Raw genomic sequence first — 16,528 nt, 5'->3', positions numbered from 1 at the left:
CATTTGCCGGATCGCCTCCTCATGCTGGATAACCTTACAAATCGCCTTGCGCATGTTGTCAAGACTTTGCGCGGACAGGCACGACTGACCGAAGAGAATATTGCCGAGATGCTGCGCGAAGTGCGCATGGCCTTGCTTGAGGCAGACGTGGCTCTGCCTGTTGTCAAGGATCTGATTGCCCGGATCAAGGAAAAAGCTCTGGGTCAAGAGGTGATTGCTTCGCTCTCGCCGGGTCAAGCATTGGTTGGTGTCGTGCAACAGCAGCTCACCGAAATCATGGGCGGGTCGCAGTCAGCGCTCAATCTCGCAACGCAGCCGCCTGCGGTAATTCTGATGGCCGGTCTGCAAGGCGCCGGCAAGACGACCACCGTTGGCAAATTGGCCAAATATCTGAAGGAAAAGCAGCGCAAAAAAGTGCTGGTTGTTTCCTGTGACGTCTATCGTCCAGCGGCGATTGCCCAGTTACAAACTGTTGCAGGGCAGGCTGGAGCCGAGTTTTTTCCCTCGGAAATCTCGCAGAAGCCCGTCGATATTGCTTTGGCAGCCATTGATTTTGCCAAGCGCCATTACCTTGATGTGCTGCTGGTCGATACTGCAGGCCGTTTGACGATTGACGAGCAGATGATGCTGGAGATCCAGCAACTGCACGCTGCGATCAAGCCGATCGAAACCCTCTTCATCGTCGACGCCATGGCCGGGCAAGACGCCGTCAATACTGCCAGAGCTTTTAATGAGGCGCTGCCGCTTACGGGTGTTGTGCTGACCAAGCTCGACGGCGATTCGCGCGGTGGTGCAGCTCTATCGGTACGCCATGTCACAGGCGCTCCGATCAAGTTTACCGGTGTGGGTGAAAAACTCAGTGGTCTGGATGAGTTTCATCCGGATCGCATGGCCAGCCGGATTCTCGGTATGGGCGACATCTTGTCTCTGGTCGAAGAGGCTCGCTCCGCGGTTGACGAGAAATCGGCGATGGATCTGGCCAACAAGCTCAAAAAGGGCAAAGGCTTTGATCTGAATGATTTCAAGGAGCAGATCGGCCAGATGCGCAAGATGGGGGGGCTTTCAAGTCTGATGGACAAAATGCCAGCGCAATTCGCCCAAGCCGCTCAGCAGATGCAAGGTGGCGCACAAGAAAAAGCCATGGGTCGGGTAGAGGGCATCATCAACTCCATGACGCCGTTTGAGCGCGCCCATCCTGATCTGATCAAAGCTAGTCGCAAACGCCGGATAGCAACTGGTGCCGGTGTGCAGGTGCAGGAAGTCAATCGCCTGCTCAATCAGTTCGAGCAGATGCAAAAAATGATGAAACAGTTTTCCAAGGGTGGAATGGGCAAGCTCATGCGCGGCATGGGGGGGCTCAAAGGAATGCTGCCGGGGATGTAAGGCACGCGCCATTCGTCGATTGCCCGTTTGGGCAGGTCTCGGCGGATTTTCATTTCTAGAGGTTTTGTGACGCCAAAAGGCAAGGCGTTACGGAGCTTGGTGTTTGCTGAGCGATTTGTTGAAAATTTGAACAAACGAGAGCCTTCGGTCGTTGCTTGCAGGGAGCCGTTTGTCTTTCATGCCATATTCTTTGTCAGAATTACCCTTGCGGCATGGATTGGGTTATTGCATGATGACTCCCGTAGAGGAAGATGCTTAGATGTATACCCTGATCTGTTGGTGGCGTCTGTCTGGCTGATTTGTCGGTGTTTTCGTGGGGGTGGTTGATCGTGCTTCAAACCCGTAAAAATAGGTCCTCCTTTCAGGTGGGTAGGCGTGAACATGGCTTTACCTTGGTTGAGTTGATGATCGCCGTGGCAGTGCTGGCCGTTTTGCTGGCGATTGCTGTACCCAGTTTTACGGGCCAGGTCCGTGCCGGTCGGGCCATGATGGCTTCAGAGGGCCTAGCGCGCACGGTGGCTAATGCTCGGGCGATTGCCTCGCAGACTGGGCGCCGTACGACCCTTTCAATCAACGGCCCTGTCACGGACTGTGGCGATGCCGCCGCTTGGGCAATTACTCAGGGTGCAACGGTGCTGGGGTGTCTGACGAAAGCTGATTTTGGCTCGAAGTATGAAGGCGCCAGTTTTTCGGGTGACGCGGGGAAGACCATCGTTTTTCTACCTAATGGCGTTGCGAACAATGCCGAGGCGCTGAGCTATACCTTCAAATCGGGCGATATAACCAGGACGGTAACAATCAATGTTGGCGGAACAGTCAAAGTCATCTAAAGCCCTTGCAGCGCAGCGCGGCTCCACCCTGATTGAGGTGTTGATTGCGGTGTTGGTGTTGTCTCTGGGTTTGCTGGGCGCCCTGAAGCTGCAGGTCGAAGGCGTGCGCCTGAATTCGGACTCGCGTTATACGGTGTTGGCCTCTACCTTTGCGCACGACGCAATGGATGCGCTGGCCTTTGATCGGTTTAACGACAAGACGACCTGGACCGGCATTGTCGAAGGCACTGTCGCAAACAGCCTTTCTGAGGGGCGTGCCAGAGAGTGGTTAGCTGCGCTTCAACGTGATTTGCCGGACGGCAAGGCCGCCGTTGGCTGTGTTAACAAGGCCTGCTCGGTATTGATCTCATGGACGCCTCCAGGGCGGGACAAAGTTACTGCCCGGTACGACATGTATGACAACTGATCTTCGTCGCCGCAATGGCGGCTTTACGCTCGTCGAGCTCATGATCGCCCTAGTGCTGGGGCTGATCGTCGTGGGTGGTTCTCTGGCATTGTTTGTAACTCAGCGTGTTACTAACCGTATGTCCGGGCAGATGTCGGATGTTCAGGCGGAGGGGCGTATCGCCATGGATGGCATGGCTCGCGATATTCGGGCTGCCGGCGATTTCGGTTGCTGGCCCGTAGCCAATCCCATTGATGGCCGTTTGAATCAGATGGTTTTTGATGTAACCAAAGGCGGCATCAAGGCCTACCTGAATGGCACTACCTTGCCTGCTGCAGGAGCCGCAGATGCTCCCTACGGGCTGGATGTGGTGCGCGCAGCTAATCCCGATGCCAATTCTGGCGTGCTGGTGGTGACCGGCATCAACGGCACCTTGACGCGCACCTCTGACGATATGGCTGACGGAACGGTCGACGTGGTCGTTAAAACACCGTTGGAGCCTTTTAAGGCACATGACATTGCTGTGGTGACCGATTGTGTTAACTGGGCCAAATTCCAGGTCACAGATGTGCTTGCGGGTTCTGCCGACAAGGTCAACCTGAAGCATGCCGGTGGTGCCTTGTCGGGCGTCTGGGGGCAGGGTAATCAGGATGGCAATATCGGAGCCAAATTCCGCAAGGATTCCTCTGTGGGGCGGCTCGATTCCGTGTGGTGGTTTATCGGCACGGTGAATAATCAAAAAGGTTTGTATCGCTTGAGTGCCAGAGATGGTGCGCCAGCCTTGGTGTCCGCGCGCATCTACGCGATGCAGCTCACCTACGATCTTGATACCAATGACGACGCGATTGCGGATGATCTTGATAACAAGGCCAGTGATGTTGGCTTGACTGACTGGCCCAAGGTTCGTTCGGTCAGTCTTCAGATGCTGGTGCAGTCTGAAAAAACCGCTGATGCAGGCGGCAAGGTCTCCGTTACCGAGTTTGCCGGGGTGACCGTGCCGACTGATAAATATCTTTATCTGCCTTTGCAGATGAATGTTGCTGTACGGAATCAGTGAATATGATGAAAGCGTTTTTTTCTTCCCAAAAGCAACGCGGCGCAGCGCTGGTTGTTGCGCTGATCATGCTGATCATGGTTTCACTGTTGGCGGCTGGCGGGTTTTTCCTTGCCACCACCGAGGCGCGCGGAGCAGCGGGCTGGAGCGATCGTCAGCGCGCCATGTTTGCGGCTGAAGGTGTGCTCAAGGAGGCTGAGGCTGCAGTGAAGCTTGTTGCTGCGGTTGAGGACGTGCGCCTTGCTGTCAAAAACAAAGGTACGGGTTATTTCGTGCGCCATGAAGATGTCGTGCCCGAGATGAATTCTGACTGGGACGTGAGTAAATCGATCAAGGCGACGGCGGCTGACCGGGTGACCGAACTGTATTACATGGTGGTTTATGAGGGGACGGCCCCTCAGCTTGATCAGGCGTTTCAGGCGAGTAATGGCAATGTGAACAAGACTTCTGTGCGGCCGCGCTTCACGATTTACGCCAAAGCCGGCGGCATCAAGCAAGGCACCTATGTGGTGCTGTCAACTTCAAAAGAATTCTGAGTAATACCGGGAGCGCAATGATGATGCATGCACAGATTAGAAGGCTTGGCGCGGCAGGTATGGTGGGTTTGTACTTGTTTGCCAGTTCGGCGGCCTTGGCTGCGGCGACTTGCGGCACGGCGCCGGATGCAGCACTGTCGGTAATCGGCGATCATAAGATTGATTTTAGCGGTTCTGGCGGTAATAATAGCTGTACGAATAAAATTATTTTATATAACTCTCCGACGGTGTCGGCGAATAAAGGCCGTCTTTTACAGGCCCTGATTGATACGACAACGGTTAACTCCGACGAGGAGTGCAAGTCCATCAATACGGATGTTAGTGGGGATACTGGCGTTGCTGTAAAAGCCGATGGTTCTCCAGCTGCTGTGCGACCAGAGATTCCGTTTCTGGCGAGCTCGTCTAGTTTTTATGTAAGGCTGTCGACCGATGGGCAGTTGAATACGACGAATGTGCAGAATCTTAATATTCCAGCATCGGACGCTAATCTTAATGCCGCGCTAAAGTTGCCTGGTTCGGGTGGGCAGGGTTCGCTTGCCACAGCGGGCTCCAGCTATGTGGTTACGATGCCTGGTGGAGATTATGGCGAGATCTCTGTTAATGCGAAAACCAAAATTATTTTTTCGGGCCCAGTAAAAATCAAGACTTTGTACTGCACATCTTCTGGCGGTGTCGTCTTTGCAAAGGGGCAGAATTATATTGATGAATTTAGTCATAGCGCAGGCTGTCCCATCATTACAGATCCGCTGGCAAGCTCAGATGATCCGGTTGTTCTGAATTTTCTTGGAAACATCCCATCGTCGTCCATAAAGGGTGTACAGCTTAAAGCAGGGCCTACTTGTATAAATTACGCGCCTGCAAGTGGAGTTGACTGTGGTCAGGCACAAGCGCCGCGGGCAATGGGCGAACAAAATTCCAATAATCTAGAAATTAATGTGCTGAATGGAGCATTGGACGCTCAGGCTGGCATCTCAATTGCAGCAAATATATACGTCCAGCACGCAGGTGCGTATCTTGGGACCGGGCCATTTACCTTGGTGGGCTCGATTACCGCGGCTGGCGATATCGGCATGCAGGCCAATAATAAAACCCAGTTTTATTTTAAATCCAAGGCCGGTGGATCCACGGATATGTCCGCGTATTCACTCTCGCCGCCCGCTGTTGAAAAAATCAGCCAGACTGGATCAATCATTTATCGCACCATGCAGGCCGACTATCAGGCGGATGGTTCCCTCGGCACTTCTGGGCATCTGAAGGCCTTCAAACTCAAGAGCGATAGCACCCAGGAAACTGCTCCACTTTGGGATGCGGCGGATCGGCAAAACGTTACAAACCGTAATGAAAAAATCCGGACCCAGGTGGCCGGCAGTTTTGGGGGCACAGCCTCGGATTTCGAGCTTCTGAGTACAACTGCCGCCGCGGCATTCACGGGGACCGTTGGTGTCGAGACGCTGACCAGTTCGGCGGCGCAGATTCTCGATCCGACCAATGCGGCTTACGCGGCCAAGCTGGGCGGACGCGACAAGACGGCGCTGCTGGGGACGCCCTGGCGGACGAATCCGATCATCGTTGGCAAGTCCGTCCTGTTTGCGACCGATGACGGCATTCTTTATTCGGTGAAGGCGGGCGAGTTGGCTGATGGTGGCGGCGCCCTGAACTGGGGCTGGATCCCGCGTCAGTTGCTGCCGCATACCGCCAAGTACGCCGATCTGGCTTTGAAACATCCGTGGGGGCAGATCGCGGCGATTACCCAGACAGTGAAAGACTCTTCGGATAATTACGTTACCGAAACCTATGTTGTCGGTACGGCAATGGGCGGGCAAGTGCACTTTTCCATCAAGGTCAGTGCTGATGGTGATGTGCTGCAGGGCGTGTCATGGCTGGATGATTCTGTGGGCAAGTTTTCACCAGGTTCGGCCTCACTGGCTGGGGATGCAGCTGGTGTGAAGGCCATGTCGGCTAACTGGCAAGGAATTGCAGGTGGGCCATCCGGTGGCGCCGCACCCACCCCCGCAGCCGCCGATTCAGGTGGTGATCCGCTCAAGGTAGCCTATGTGTACGGGGATTCAACTGCAGGAGTGGAGTTGATGGTGCGCCGTCTGGATGGCAAAGACGCTTCAGTGCCGACTGCCGTTAAATTCAAGACCGCCAGCGGTGGGCTCGCTGTTTTGCCGGCCGCGGCCGCACCGGTGGTCAAGGTGTCGAGCAACTTGCTGTATGTGACGGACGACGCGATCTACTTTGGCACCAGTTCCGGCCGGGTTGAGCGCAGCGATACGACCGGGCAATTGGTTGCATCACCGGGCGACAAGGATCTGCTGGCTACTGATGCGATTCTGAATGTGAATGGCGCGCCCGTTGCCTCGGGTAACGGTTCTGGGGTCGTGCTGACGGCGCAAACCGCGCGGCGCCTGACCGTATTGAAATACGTGGGCGGTACTTGGACAGCGCCAGTGTGGTGGACGGGCTTGAGCGCCAGTGGTGATGCTGAGTCGTCCGGTGAGAATGTGCCGAAAATTGTAACGGGTGCGGGCTATACGACAAAGATTACGGCGGCGCCGGATATCGTTAATGGCAAAGTGATCATGTACGTGACGAAGACCAAGGTGATCGACTCTTGTACGACGGAAACCAAGGGCTATGCATTCGGGCCGCTGGATTTGCTGACGGGCGCTGCCGCGCCGGCAGGGTCGACCTTCAAGGTTACGGAAAATATTGCTGACAACCTGATGAATCTGATCGGGGACGGTCAGGCGGTAGGTGGCTCGGGAACGATTTTTAACGGCAAAACCGGTGTTCTGACAGGTTCGTCGAAGGATACGGGCCTGCTGGCGCCGGGCGCGGGCCAGATCAAGCAACGCCTGAACTGGCGCGAGCTGACCAACTTCTTCTGATGAGGATGATTTCGATGAAGAAGCAGGCGGGTTTTACCCTGATCGAGTTGATGATTACGGTTGCGATCATCGGCATCCTGGCAGCGATTGCCTATCCGTCGTATGAGGACAGTATTCGCAAAACGCGTTTCGGTCAGGCCAAGGAAGGGGCGATGCAGATCGCCTCAATCCTGGAGCGTAAGGTGTCCCAAGCGACGGAATACGAAGCCAAGGCGGATGTGGATGCGCTGGGAAAGCCTTATCAGGACTTGCTGACCTACACTTACGCGCGCGCTGACAGCAAGCGGGACTACGCGCTGACAGTGGTTGAGAAAACGGAGCGCTTCAAGCTCTGGGTCGGAATCAACTCTGTCGGAACGCGCTGTGGCTGTGACGGAAAGGTCTGTACTGCGGCAAGCGCAGGTACTTTCACTGCAACGCAAAAGAGTTGTACAAGCCCAACAGTGGCTTTCTGATGAATTGCTGAGGCACAAACGACAAGGGCGCCAATTTGGCGCCCTTGTCGTTTGTATTTCGGAATGTTTCCGGTTTAACGCAGACCCGCCGCGTAATCCGACACCGCCTTCATTTCGGCATCGGTCATCCGCACGGTCAGCCCGCGCATCACGCCAGCTGGATCATTGCCACGTTTGCTGGCACGGAAGGCTTTGAGCTGGGCTTCGATGTAGTCGGCGTGCTGGCCTTGCAGGCGTGGGTACATGCCGGGGATGCCCAGGCCGGCTGGGCCGTGGCAACCGGCACAGGCGGGGATGCCCTGGGCTTTGTCACCGGCACGCCAGAGTTTTTGGCCGAATTCGATGGTTTGTTTGTTCTTGGCAACTTCCTGCGTCTGTTTTTGCTGCGAGAAGTAAGCCGCCAGACCGCGCATGTCGGCGTCAGACATGGCTGCAACCTGGGCTTGCATCAGGGCGTTCACGCGCAGGGCGGGTTTGCCGCCGACGCTCTTGAACTCGCTGAGTTGTTTGTAGAGATAGGCTTCGTGCTGGCCGGCAAGCTTCGGGAATGCAGTGGTAGGGCTGTTGCCATCTGCTCCGTGGCACGCTGCACAGACTGTTTCTGCGGTCTGTTTGGCCTTGGCGAGGTCGGGTTTGGGTGCCGGCGCGCTTTGCGCGAAGGCGGTCTGGATGGTCAGGGCTAGGGTCAGGATTGAAATGCGCGCGATCATTGTCACCTCTGGGGCGTGGCGTTCTTGAATCCTGATATTCTATACCGCCGCGCGCGTTGCGCGGAATCCCGCTTTCGTTTGTCTCTGGTTTCCTCCATGTCCCTGTTCCGTGCTGCCCGTTTCGAAATTTCCATTGCCCGTCCGCAAGATCTGCCTGCCCCTGATCGGGCCGAGATCGCTTTTGCCGGGCGCTCCAACGCCGGCAAGTCCAGCGCAATCAATACGCTGGTGGGCCACACGCGGCTGGCCTTTGTCAGCAAGACGCCGGGGCGCACCCAGCTGATCAATATTTTTCGCATGAACAATGGCGCGGCGCTGGTCGACTTGCCGGGCTATGGCTATGCCAAGGTGCCCGAATCTGTGCGCAAGCAGTGGGTTGCCCTGCTTGAGGAATACCTGTCGCGGCGCGAGAGCCTGATCGGCCTGATCCTGATCATGGATTCACGTCATCCGCTGACGCCGCTGGATCAGCAGATGCTGAACTGGTTTGCGCCAACCGGGCGGCCGATCCATGTGTTGCTGACCAAGTCGGATAAATTGACGCGTGGCCCGGCCATTCAGACCTTGGCCAAGGTGCGCAAGGAACTGAAGGCCTGGGGCGATCAGATTACGGTGCAGTTGTTCTCCAGCCTGAAGAAGCAGGGCATGGATGAGGCGGAGAAGGTGGTTGCGGGCTGGCTGGAGCACGAGCAGGCAATGCGGGATGGTCTGGTCAGCATGCCGGACGATCTGGATGTTGACTGAGCGCTTGTGAAAAAACTGGCGTAGCAGACAAAAATAAACCCCGGCACGAGGGGGCGCGCCGGGGTCTGAATGACCTGTATGACCCGGGGGAGTTCATGCAGGTACCTGCTCAGGGAGGTGAAGCAGGTGACGGCTTGCACCGTCTGTAGCTATTGACGGCGCCGTGCCGGAAAAGTTTAGTGTTTTGTTTGTAAAGAAGTGTAAAGGTCTTTTTGGCCGTCCATCCCCGCCATTTTGAAACGAGCTTTGAACATGAGTCAGAACCGATTTCCTTCAGCTGCTTTCCCGAATATTCGTCCCCGCCGCATGCGCCGCGATGATTTCTCTCGCCGCCTGATGCGTGAGTCGCGTCTCTCTGTGGATGATCTGATTTACCCGGTGTTTGTGCTCGAGGGTGAAGCTCGCATCGAGCCGGTGGCGTCCATGCCCGGCGTGTCGCGCATGTCGCTGGATAAATTGTTGCTGCTTGCAGCTGAAGCCGTGGCCTTGGAGATTCCCGCGCTGGCGCTGTTCCCGGTGATCGAATCCGGCAAGAGCGAGGGGGCCGAGGAGGCTTGGAATCCGGACGGGCTGGTGCCGCGCGTGGTGCGGGCGCTGAAGGCCCGGTTTCCGGAACTGGGGGTGATCACCGATGTGGCGCTCGATCCTTACACCAGCCACGGTCAGGATGGCCTGATCGACGCGAAGGGTTATGTGCTTAACGACGAGACGCTCGTCGCGCTGGAGAAACAGGCGCTGTGTCACGCGGCGGCAGGCGCTGACGTGGTAGCGCCGTCGGACATGATGGACGGTCGTGTGGGGCGTATTCGCGCCGCGCTGGAGGCGGCGGGGTACATTCACACGCGCATCCTGGCTTACTCCGCGAAATATGCCTCGGCCTTCTATGGGCCGTTTCGTGATGCGGTGGGCTCGGCCGGCAATCTGGGCAAGGGCAACAAATACAGCTACCAGATGGATCCGGCCAATTCGGATGAAGCGATCCGCGAGGTGGCGCTGGATATCTCCGAAGGCGCGGACATGTTCATGGTCAAACCTGGCATGCCGTATCTGGATATCGTGCGCCGCGTGAAGAGCGAGTTGCGCGTGCCGACCTATGTGTATCAGGTCAGCGGCGAATACGCGATGCTCAAGGCCGCTGCGGCGAATGGCTGGCTGAATGAAGAGGCGGTGTTCATGGAGGCGCTGCTGGCCTTCAAGCGCGCCGGGGCCGATGGCATTCTGACTTACTACGCGCTGGACGCCGCGCGTATCCTCAAGCGCCATGCCTGAACTGCAGATTCGGACGATGCGGCCGACAGACTTGTCGGCCGTTTTTGCTTTGCAGATCTGTGCCTATCCAGCGGAATATCATGAGCCGGTCGAAGCGCTGGCAAGTCGGCTGGCTGCCGGGGCTGAATTCTGTTTTGTGGCGCAGCTGGCCGGGCAGCTTGCGGGCTATGTCTTCGCCCATCCCTGGGTGGGCGATCCACCTGCCTTGCATGTCCCTTTGGCGCCGATCGTTGAGCCTGAACATGTTTTCATCCACGATCTTGCGGTGAGTCCGGCTTGTCGGAGAGCCTCTACGGGCAAGCGTCTTCAAGCTGCCGTGCTGGAGAGTGCCACCAGGCGTGACTTTGCAGACATGCGGCTCGTAGCGGTAGGCGCAGCGCGGCTCTTCTGGCAGGGGATGGGTTTTCGAGACTTTCCATGTGCCGAACTGCATCCGGCCTATGGCGAGGCGGTGGTGATGGGACAACAAATCAGGGCTTGAGCAGGCTGACTCAGCTGCCACCTTCTTCCTGTTGCTTGCGGAATTTGTTGCTTGAATGCTCGTCGCTCTGGATTTGCTCGCGCTTATTCTGGCGGAGTTGCTCATGCTGTTCCTGGCGCAGCGAGAGCGTGTCGAAGGCCTTGGCGCGGGTGTGTTCGGACACCCATTTCTGCTGGCCGTGCTCGGTGGCTTTGTGCGAGTGATCGACGCTCATTTGCTGCGCGGCGATGGCTTCGTCGAGTTTGATGAGGAATGCGGAATAGTTGCGCCAGGCGTTCGGCTCGATGCCGCTACGGGCGGTCTGCATGAAGCGGTCGCGGTATTCCGTGCGGTATTGCTGAAGCATGGCGAGCTTGACCTCGCTTGCTTGCTTGCTGGCAATCAGTTCGCCCAAGTGTTTGGTGGCTTCGTCTACGCGGGTGTGGGCGAGATCTTGCAGGGTTTTGAGGCTCTTGTGGCTGGTGCTCATGCGCGGGTTCTCGGGTTCTATTTTTTATGTGTGGCTTACATCGTCTGGCCGAACAGGGCGTTTAACTGCCCCAGACTCTCTTCATAGTCCGCGCGCTCCTCGATGTCTTGCTGCAGGAATTTTTCCAGCGCCGGATACATCCGTACAGCCTCGTCCAGCAAGGGGTCGCCGCCCGCCTGGTAGGCGCCTACAGCGATCAGATCGCGCGAGCGCTGGTAGCGTGAAAACAATTGTTTAAAGCGTCGCACAAGCTCGAAATGGCCGGGGCGAATCAGTCCGTGCATGGCGCGCGAGATGGACTGTTCGATATCGATGGCCGGGTAATGGCCCTGGTCGGCCAGCGTACGTGAGAGGACGAAGTGGCCGTCCAGAATTGCTCGCGCCGAGTCGGCAATCGGGTCCTGCTGATCGTCGCCTTCGGCCAGCACGGTGTAGAAGGCCGTAATCGAACCGCCACCATCTGGCCCGTTACCCGCGCGTTCGACTAGCGCCGGCAGGCGTGCGAATACCGAGGGCGGATAGCCGCGTGTCACCGGAGGCTCACCGATGGCCAGGGCGATTTCGCGCTGGGCCATGGCATAGCGGGTCAGCGAATCCATGATCAGCAGCACCTGCTTGCCTTCATCGCGGAAGTGCTCGGCAATCGTGGTGGCGTAGGAGGCTGCCTGCAGGCGCATCAGCGGGCTGGTGTCGGCCGGGGCCGCGACGACAACCGAGCGTGCCAGGCCGTAGGCACCAAGGTTCTGCTCGATGAATTCCTTGACCTCGCGGCCGCGTTCGCCGATCAGCCCCACGACCACGACATCGGCCGAGGTGAAGCGCGCCATCATGCCAATCAGCACGGATTTGCCTACGCCCGAGCCGGCAAACAGGCCCACGCGTTGGCCGCGTCCGACGGTCATCAGAGCGTTGATGGCGCGAATCCCCACATCCAGGCTCTGGTTGATCGAGGCGCGCGCCAGCGGGTTGATCGGACGGCTCTGCAGCGAGCGCGTCTGGGTGGTGGTGAGTGGCCCTAGCGCATCCAGCGGCCGGCCCGCCCCATCCAGCACGCGCCCCAGTAATTGTTCGCCAACAGGCAGGTGTTTGGCACGATCCGAGACGCGGCGGCGGGGTTCGACGCGTTCCGTGGCATTCGGGGTGGGCTGTACCGGCTCGGTGGCCATGACGTGCGAGCCGGGCGCCAAGCCAAAGACGTCGTCGGTAGGCATCATGTATAGCTTGTCGCCATTGAAACCGACGACCTCGGCCTCCACCGAGCCACCGCCAGGCACCAGCACGCGGCAGCCGGAGCCAAGGGGCAGTTTCAGGCCGGCGGCTTCCATGACCATGCCATTGATGCGCGTCAGGCGTCCGAGCACCTGATAGGGCGGGGTGGCGCGCACGATCTTGCGGCAGTCAGTCAGAAAGCCGCACCAGACCTTGCCGAAATGTTCACTCGAACTCATCACAATTCCGTTTCATTTCGTGCAACCGGCTGTGTTCAATTGCGCAGAACTGGAGCCTGAAGACCATTTCCGAGCTCTCAGTCTTCACCAAACTCGGTTGCCTCACGCGACAGGTTTTCCACCACGCGGCGCCAGCGCGTCTGGATCTGCGCATCGATCTGTCCGCCCGCCGATTCGATGGTGCAGCCGCCCTGTTGAATGCTGTCATCTTCGGTGACGCGGTGACCGATGCCTTCAAAATGCTCCTCCGTATAGCGGCGCAGCAATTGCACATCTGCCGGGTGAGCATGAATCACTGCACCTTGCTGCGGCAGGTTCTGCAGCGCTTCGCGCACCACGACAAGAATCGATTCAGGCTTGGCTGAAAGGGTGTCGCGCACCACCTGGCGAGCGATCTCGATGGCCAGAGCCTGGATTTCATCGGCGACTTGCTGGTCAAGTTCGCTCATCGCGACATCCAGCGCCTGGACCATCTGGTGCAATTCAGCGGCTTCCATGCGGCCGCGCGCACTGCCTTCCTCATAGCCGGCGGCGTAGCCTTCGCGGTGGGCCTCCTGATGGATGCGGTCGAGATCTTCCAGCGTGGGCAAACTGATGCCAGGGGCGATTTCCAGCGGTGCATTGCTGACCTGGGGCGCCGTTTCGACGGGCTTTGCCGTTGGGGCTGGCGCAGCCTTTGCTGGCGGCGCATCGAACTGATCAAATGCCAGGCGCTGGTAGGCGTTCGAGGCCTGATTGCGGGGAATGACGTCAGCCATCTAGCAGCCCCTTTCGTGTCGGGGTGTCGCAAATCGCAAATCGCAAATCGCAAATCGCAAGTCGTGTATGGCTGGAAAGCGGCGTCTGGCGGGCTTCTTCATGATGGCTGGCTGTACGCCGGCGAGCATAGCCGGCTGCCAGCGGCATGCCATGAAGAGCATTTTCCCGCGCGGATCTTCGTGGCATGCCTTTTCTCTGCGGCGCTCCGCGTCTTTGCGTCTTTGCGGTGAAGGCTTTTGAGCTTCCCGGCAGGCCCGCGAGAAATGCACGCTCAGACGAAGGCATCGTCGCCGCCCTTGCCGCCGAGCATGATCTGGCCTTCTTCGGACAAGCGCCGGGCCGTTTTGAGGATTTCTTTCTGCGCGGCCTCCACTTCCGACAGACGCACCGGGCCACGTGATTCGAGATCTTCGCGCATCATCTCGGCTGCACGGCTGGACATGTTCTTGAATATCTTTTCGCGCATTTCGGGCGCCGCACCCTTGAGGGCAACGACCAGTTGGTCGCCTTGCACTTCGCGCAGGATGGTCTGGATGCCACGGTCGTCGCAGTCCATCAGATTGTCGAAGACGAACATTTCGTCGAGGATGCGCTGGGCCAGGTCCGGATCGTATTCGCGCACGTTGTCGAGGATTGCCGTTTCCGCGGCATTACCCACGAAGTTGAGAATGTCGGCGGCGTGGCGCGTGCCGCCCATCGAGGCTTTTTTCAGGCTCTGCGCCGAGCCGGAGAGTACGCGGGCCAGGGCTTCGTTAAGCTCCCGCAGCGCAGTCGGCTGCACGCCATCCAGGGTGGCAATGCGCAGCAGGATGTCGTTGCGCTGGCGGTCGTTGAAGTGGCGCAGGATTTCGCCCGCGTGATCGAATTCAAGGTGCACCAGGATCGTAGCAATGATCTGCGGATGCTCGTTCTTGATCAGATCCGCTGCGGTGGCTGCATCCATCCACTTCAGTGATTCGATACCGGCGGTGTCCGAGCCCTGAAGTACGCGCGAGATCAGGTTGGCTGCGCGTTCGTCGCCGAGTGCTTTAGTCAGCATGACGCGGATGGCTTCTTCATCCGGTTCGATGTGAGAACCGCGCGCCGCGTGCATCTGCAACTCTTCGAGGAGTTTTTCGACGCGCTCGCGCGATTGCGGCACCATTCGCGCCATGCCCGAGCCGAGTTTTTGCACCTCGCGCGGTGACAGGTGTTTGAGGATTTCTGCGGCTTCATCGCCACCCAGGGTGAGCAGCAGCAGAGCGCTCTTTTCCAGTCCGTCGTTAGCGTTCTTCGCCACTTGTGCCTCCCCCCATCCATTCCTTGATCAGCTGTGCCACCATCTTCGGATCCTTGCGGGCCACGTCGCGGGCACGAGCCAGCTTCTTCTCGTAACTCATTTTCGCCAGCTCCAGCTCCAAAACTTCGGGCGAAACATCGGAATCCACCATTTGATCGGCGCGTTCGGCCAGGTTTTCGGCCGATAGCGGCGCGTTCTCGTCTTCGGCCTCGATCGGTTCGGGCACAACAGGCGCCACGCTACGCATCAGTGGCTGGATTACCTTCTTGATCACGAACAGCAGCACCAGTGCCAGCACCAGCCAGCGTGCGGCTTCCTTGAGCATCGCGATCATTTCCGGATCCTTGTAGATCGGCGTGCTGGCGACGATTTCTTTGGCCGGGTCGGTGAACGCAGTGTTGGTCACGTTGATCGTGTCGCCGCGTTTTTCGTTGTAGCCAACAGCTTCGCGAACCAGATCATTGATCTTCTTTACCTCAGCTTCCGTCAATGGAACATTTTTGAAGTTGCCCTTGGCGTCTTTTTCACTCTTGTGATTGACCACCAACGCAATTGACAGGCGTTTGACCTGACCCATCGCGCGCTTCACGTGCTGTACGGTTTTGTCGACTTCAAAATTGGTGGTGGCCGTCTTGCTGGAATTCAGCGGGATCGGGCCAGACTGCGCTGCGCCAGGCACTACCGGCGAGGTAATCGGGGCTGTCGCCGGCACCGGTGGCTGGTTGCTGAGGGCGCCCGGTACGCCAATTGGCCCGGGATTGTTGGCGATGTTTTCGGCAGTCTGCAGGCTGCGAATTGACGTTTTCGGCGTCGGGTTTGGTGTGTAGGTTTCCGAGGTCTGCTCAGCATCGTCGAAATCAACATCTGCCATCACCTGGGAGCGGAAATTGGTGGCACCCAGCATCGGGTCAAGAATTCTCTGGATACGCGCGCTGTAGCTGTCTTCCACGTTGCGTACGTATTCGAGCTGGGTGTCGTCAAGGGCCGGGCCGTCCTGCTTGCGCTGGCGCGCCAGCAGGGCACCATTCTGATCAATCACGCTTACTTGATTGGCCGCCAGACCCGGCACACTGGAGGACACCAGATGCACGATGCCGGCAATCTGCGCTGGCTCCAGTGTGCGCCCAGCGCGCAGGCTTACTACCACCGAGGCTGTGGGTTTTTGTTCATTGCGCAGAAAGGCGCTTTGTTTGGGAATCGCCAGATGGATGCGTGCACCGGCAACCGCCCCGATGGATTGAATGGTGCGGGCCAGTTCGCCTTCCAGTGCGCGCTGGTAATTGACTTGCTCGTGGAATTGCGACAGACCCAGTTTCTGGTTTTCAAGGAGTTCAAAGCCGACTGATCCTCCGCGCGGCAGGCCTTGTGCCGCCAGAGTCAGGCGCAGTTCATTGGCACGAGTGGAGGGCACCATGATGGTGGCGCCGCCGCTTTCCACGCGGTAGGGGATATTTTGCTGTTGCAGGGCGGTGACGATGGCGCCGCCGTCTTTCTCTTCAATATTGGAGAACAGCACCGAATACTCCGGCTGCTGACTCCACATCCACACGCCAGCGAGCAGGGCAATCGCCAAGGCGAGTGCCGCTGCACCGGCCATCTTCTGGCGCGGCGTGAGCCGGTTGAAATTGTCGATCACCACAGCTGTTGGCGAGCTTGGCGGGGTGGGCAGTACTTCTTCGGCCATGTCTCGTGCTCCGTTCAGGCTTCAAGGGCCTTTTTTCACAGGGGCATTGTGCGCGGCCTCCGGCAAGCACGAGCGTGGAATAAGCGGCAGTTTTTGCCGGTTAATCCGCTGCTGGATCACGAATCGTCGGCGCTAAAGTGACGACCAT

16 protein-coding genes are annotated in these 16,528 nt (G+C 58.1%); 10 read left to right on the top strand and 6 right to left on the bottom strand.

Annotated features, from left to right (window positions below):
- Positions 1 to 21 precede the first annotated feature (21 nt).
- From ffh to ABXR19_RS13415, 7 genes are all read left to right on the top strand, one after another.
- Positions 22 to 1,383: a signal recognition particle protein gene (ffh, locus tag ABXR19_RS13445; RefSeq protein WP_354601655.1), complete on the top strand. Its 1,362-nt coding sequence runs from the start codon at positions 22 to 24 to the stop codon at positions 1,381 to 1,383.
- A 404-nt stretch (positions 1,384 to 1,787) separates the two neighbouring features.
- Positions 1,788 to 2,213, top strand: a complete 426-nt coding sequence (locus ABXR19_RS13440; protein WP_435594327.1) for a GspH/FimT family pseudopilin — start codon at positions 1,788 to 1,790, stop codon at positions 2,211 to 2,213.
- A complete protein-coding gene (gene pilV / locus ABXR19_RS13435) occupies positions 2,185 to 2,619 on the top strand; it encodes a type IV pilus modification protein PilV (protein ID WP_354601653.1) in 435 nt (144 codons plus the stop codon). Before ABXR19_RS13440 ends, pilV begins: the two co-directional genes overlap by 29 nt.
- On the top strand, positions 2,609 to 3,655 hold the full coding sequence (locus ABXR19_RS13430; protein ID WP_354601652.1) for a prepilin-type N-terminal cleavage/methylation domain-containing protein: 1,047 nt from the start codon (positions 2,609 to 2,611) through the stop codon (positions 3,653 to 3,655). The genes pilV and ABXR19_RS13430 overlap by 11 nt, the downstream gene beginning before the upstream one ends.
- A gap of 2 nt (positions 3,656 to 3,657) precedes the next feature.
- Entirely contained in the window at positions 3,658 to 4,188 is a 531-nt protein-coding gene (locus ABXR19_RS13425) for a pilus assembly PilX family protein (RefSeq protein ID WP_354601651.1), read from the top strand.
- Positions 4,189 to 4,205: 17 nt separating this feature from the next.
- On the top strand, positions 4,206 to 7,082 hold the full coding sequence (locus ABXR19_RS13420; RefSeq protein ID WP_354601650.1) for a hypothetical protein: 2,877 nt from the start codon (positions 4,206 to 4,208) through the stop codon (positions 7,080 to 7,082).
- Between the two features lie 14 nt (positions 7,083 to 7,096).
- Entirely contained in the window at positions 7,097 to 7,537 is a 441-nt protein-coding gene (locus ABXR19_RS13415; protein ID WP_354601649.1) for a type IV pilin protein, read from the top strand.
- A gap of 74 nt (positions 7,538 to 7,611) precedes the next feature.
- Here ABXR19_RS13415 and ABXR19_RS13410 read toward each other — a convergent pair whose 3' ends face one another.
- Positions 7,612 to 8,247 carry a c-type cytochrome gene (locus ABXR19_RS13410; RefSeq protein ID WP_354601648.1) on the bottom strand — a complete coding sequence of 212 codons (636 nt, stop codon included), beginning with the start codon at positions 8,245 to 8,247 and terminating at the stop codon, positions 7,612 to 7,614.
- Positions 8,248 to 8,343: 96 nt separating this feature from the next.
- On the opposite strand from ABXR19_RS13410, the gene yihA reads away from it, so the two are divergent.
- The 3 genes from yihA to ABXR19_RS13395 all read left to right on the top strand — a co-directional run bounded on the left by yihA (position 8,344) and on the right by ABXR19_RS13395 (position 10,741).
- Positions 8,344 to 8,991: a ribosome biogenesis GTP-binding protein YihA/YsxC gene (gene yihA / locus ABXR19_RS13405; protein ID WP_354601647.1), complete on the top strand. Its 648-nt coding sequence runs from the start codon at positions 8,344 to 8,346 to the stop codon at positions 8,989 to 8,991.
- A gap of 252 nt (positions 8,992 to 9,243) precedes the next feature.
- Positions 9,244 to 10,260, top strand: coding sequence for a porphobilinogen synthase (hemB, locus tag ABXR19_RS13400; protein ID WP_354601646.1), 1,017 nt, complete (start codon positions 9,244 to 9,246; stop codon positions 10,258 to 10,260).
- Positions 10,253 to 10,741 (top strand): GNAT family N-acetyltransferase, encoded by a 489-nt coding sequence (locus ABXR19_RS13395; protein ID WP_354601645.1) that lies wholly within the window; start codon positions 10,253 to 10,255, stop codon positions 10,739 to 10,741. The genes hemB and ABXR19_RS13395 overlap by 8 nt, the downstream gene beginning before the upstream one ends.
- A gap of 10 nt (positions 10,742 to 10,751) precedes the next feature.
- Here the strand turns inward: ABXR19_RS13395 and fliJ are convergent, their stop codons facing one another.
- The 5 genes from fliJ to fliF form a co-directional block, all read right to left on the bottom strand.
- Complete coding sequence (fliJ, locus tag ABXR19_RS13390) at positions 10,752 to 11,210, bottom strand: flagellar export protein FliJ (RefSeq protein WP_354601644.1); 459 nt, start codon at positions 11,208 to 11,210, stop codon at positions 10,752 to 10,754.
- Between the two features lie 35 nt (positions 11,211 to 11,245).
- Positions 11,246 to 12,658 (bottom strand): flagellar protein export ATPase FliI, encoded by a 1,413-nt coding sequence (gene fliI, locus ABXR19_RS13385; protein WP_354601643.1) that lies wholly within the window; start codon positions 12,656 to 12,658, stop codon positions 11,246 to 11,248.
- A 77-nt stretch (positions 12,659 to 12,735) separates the two neighbouring features.
- Positions 12,736 to 13,416, bottom strand: coding sequence for a FliH/SctL family protein (locus tag ABXR19_RS13380; RefSeq protein ID WP_354601642.1), 681 nt, complete (start codon positions 13,414 to 13,416; stop codon positions 12,736 to 12,738).
- Between the two features lie 272 nt (positions 13,417 to 13,688).
- Positions 13,689 to 14,696, bottom strand: coding sequence for a flagellar motor switch protein FliG (gene fliG, locus ABXR19_RS13375; protein ID WP_354601641.1), 1,008 nt, complete (start codon positions 14,694 to 14,696; stop codon positions 13,689 to 13,691).
- Positions 14,680 to 16,380 carry a flagellar basal-body MS-ring/collar protein FliF gene (gene fliF, locus ABXR19_RS13370; protein WP_354601640.1) on the bottom strand — a complete coding sequence of 567 codons (1,701 nt, stop codon included), beginning with the start codon at positions 16,378 to 16,380 and terminating at the stop codon, positions 14,680 to 14,682. The genes fliG and fliF overlap by 17 nt, the downstream gene beginning before the upstream one ends.
- Between the last annotated feature and the right edge of the window lie 148 nt (positions 16,381 to 16,528).

It is taken from the genome of Uliginosibacterium flavum, from assembly GCF_040566545.1.
Classification (GTDB): domain Bacteria; phylum Pseudomonadota; class Gammaproteobacteria; order Burkholderiales; family Rhodocyclaceae; genus Uliginosibacterium; species Uliginosibacterium flavum.
The sequence above is the reverse complement of the archived record's forward strand: the minus strand, read 5'-3'. Positions and strand labels throughout refer to the sequence as shown.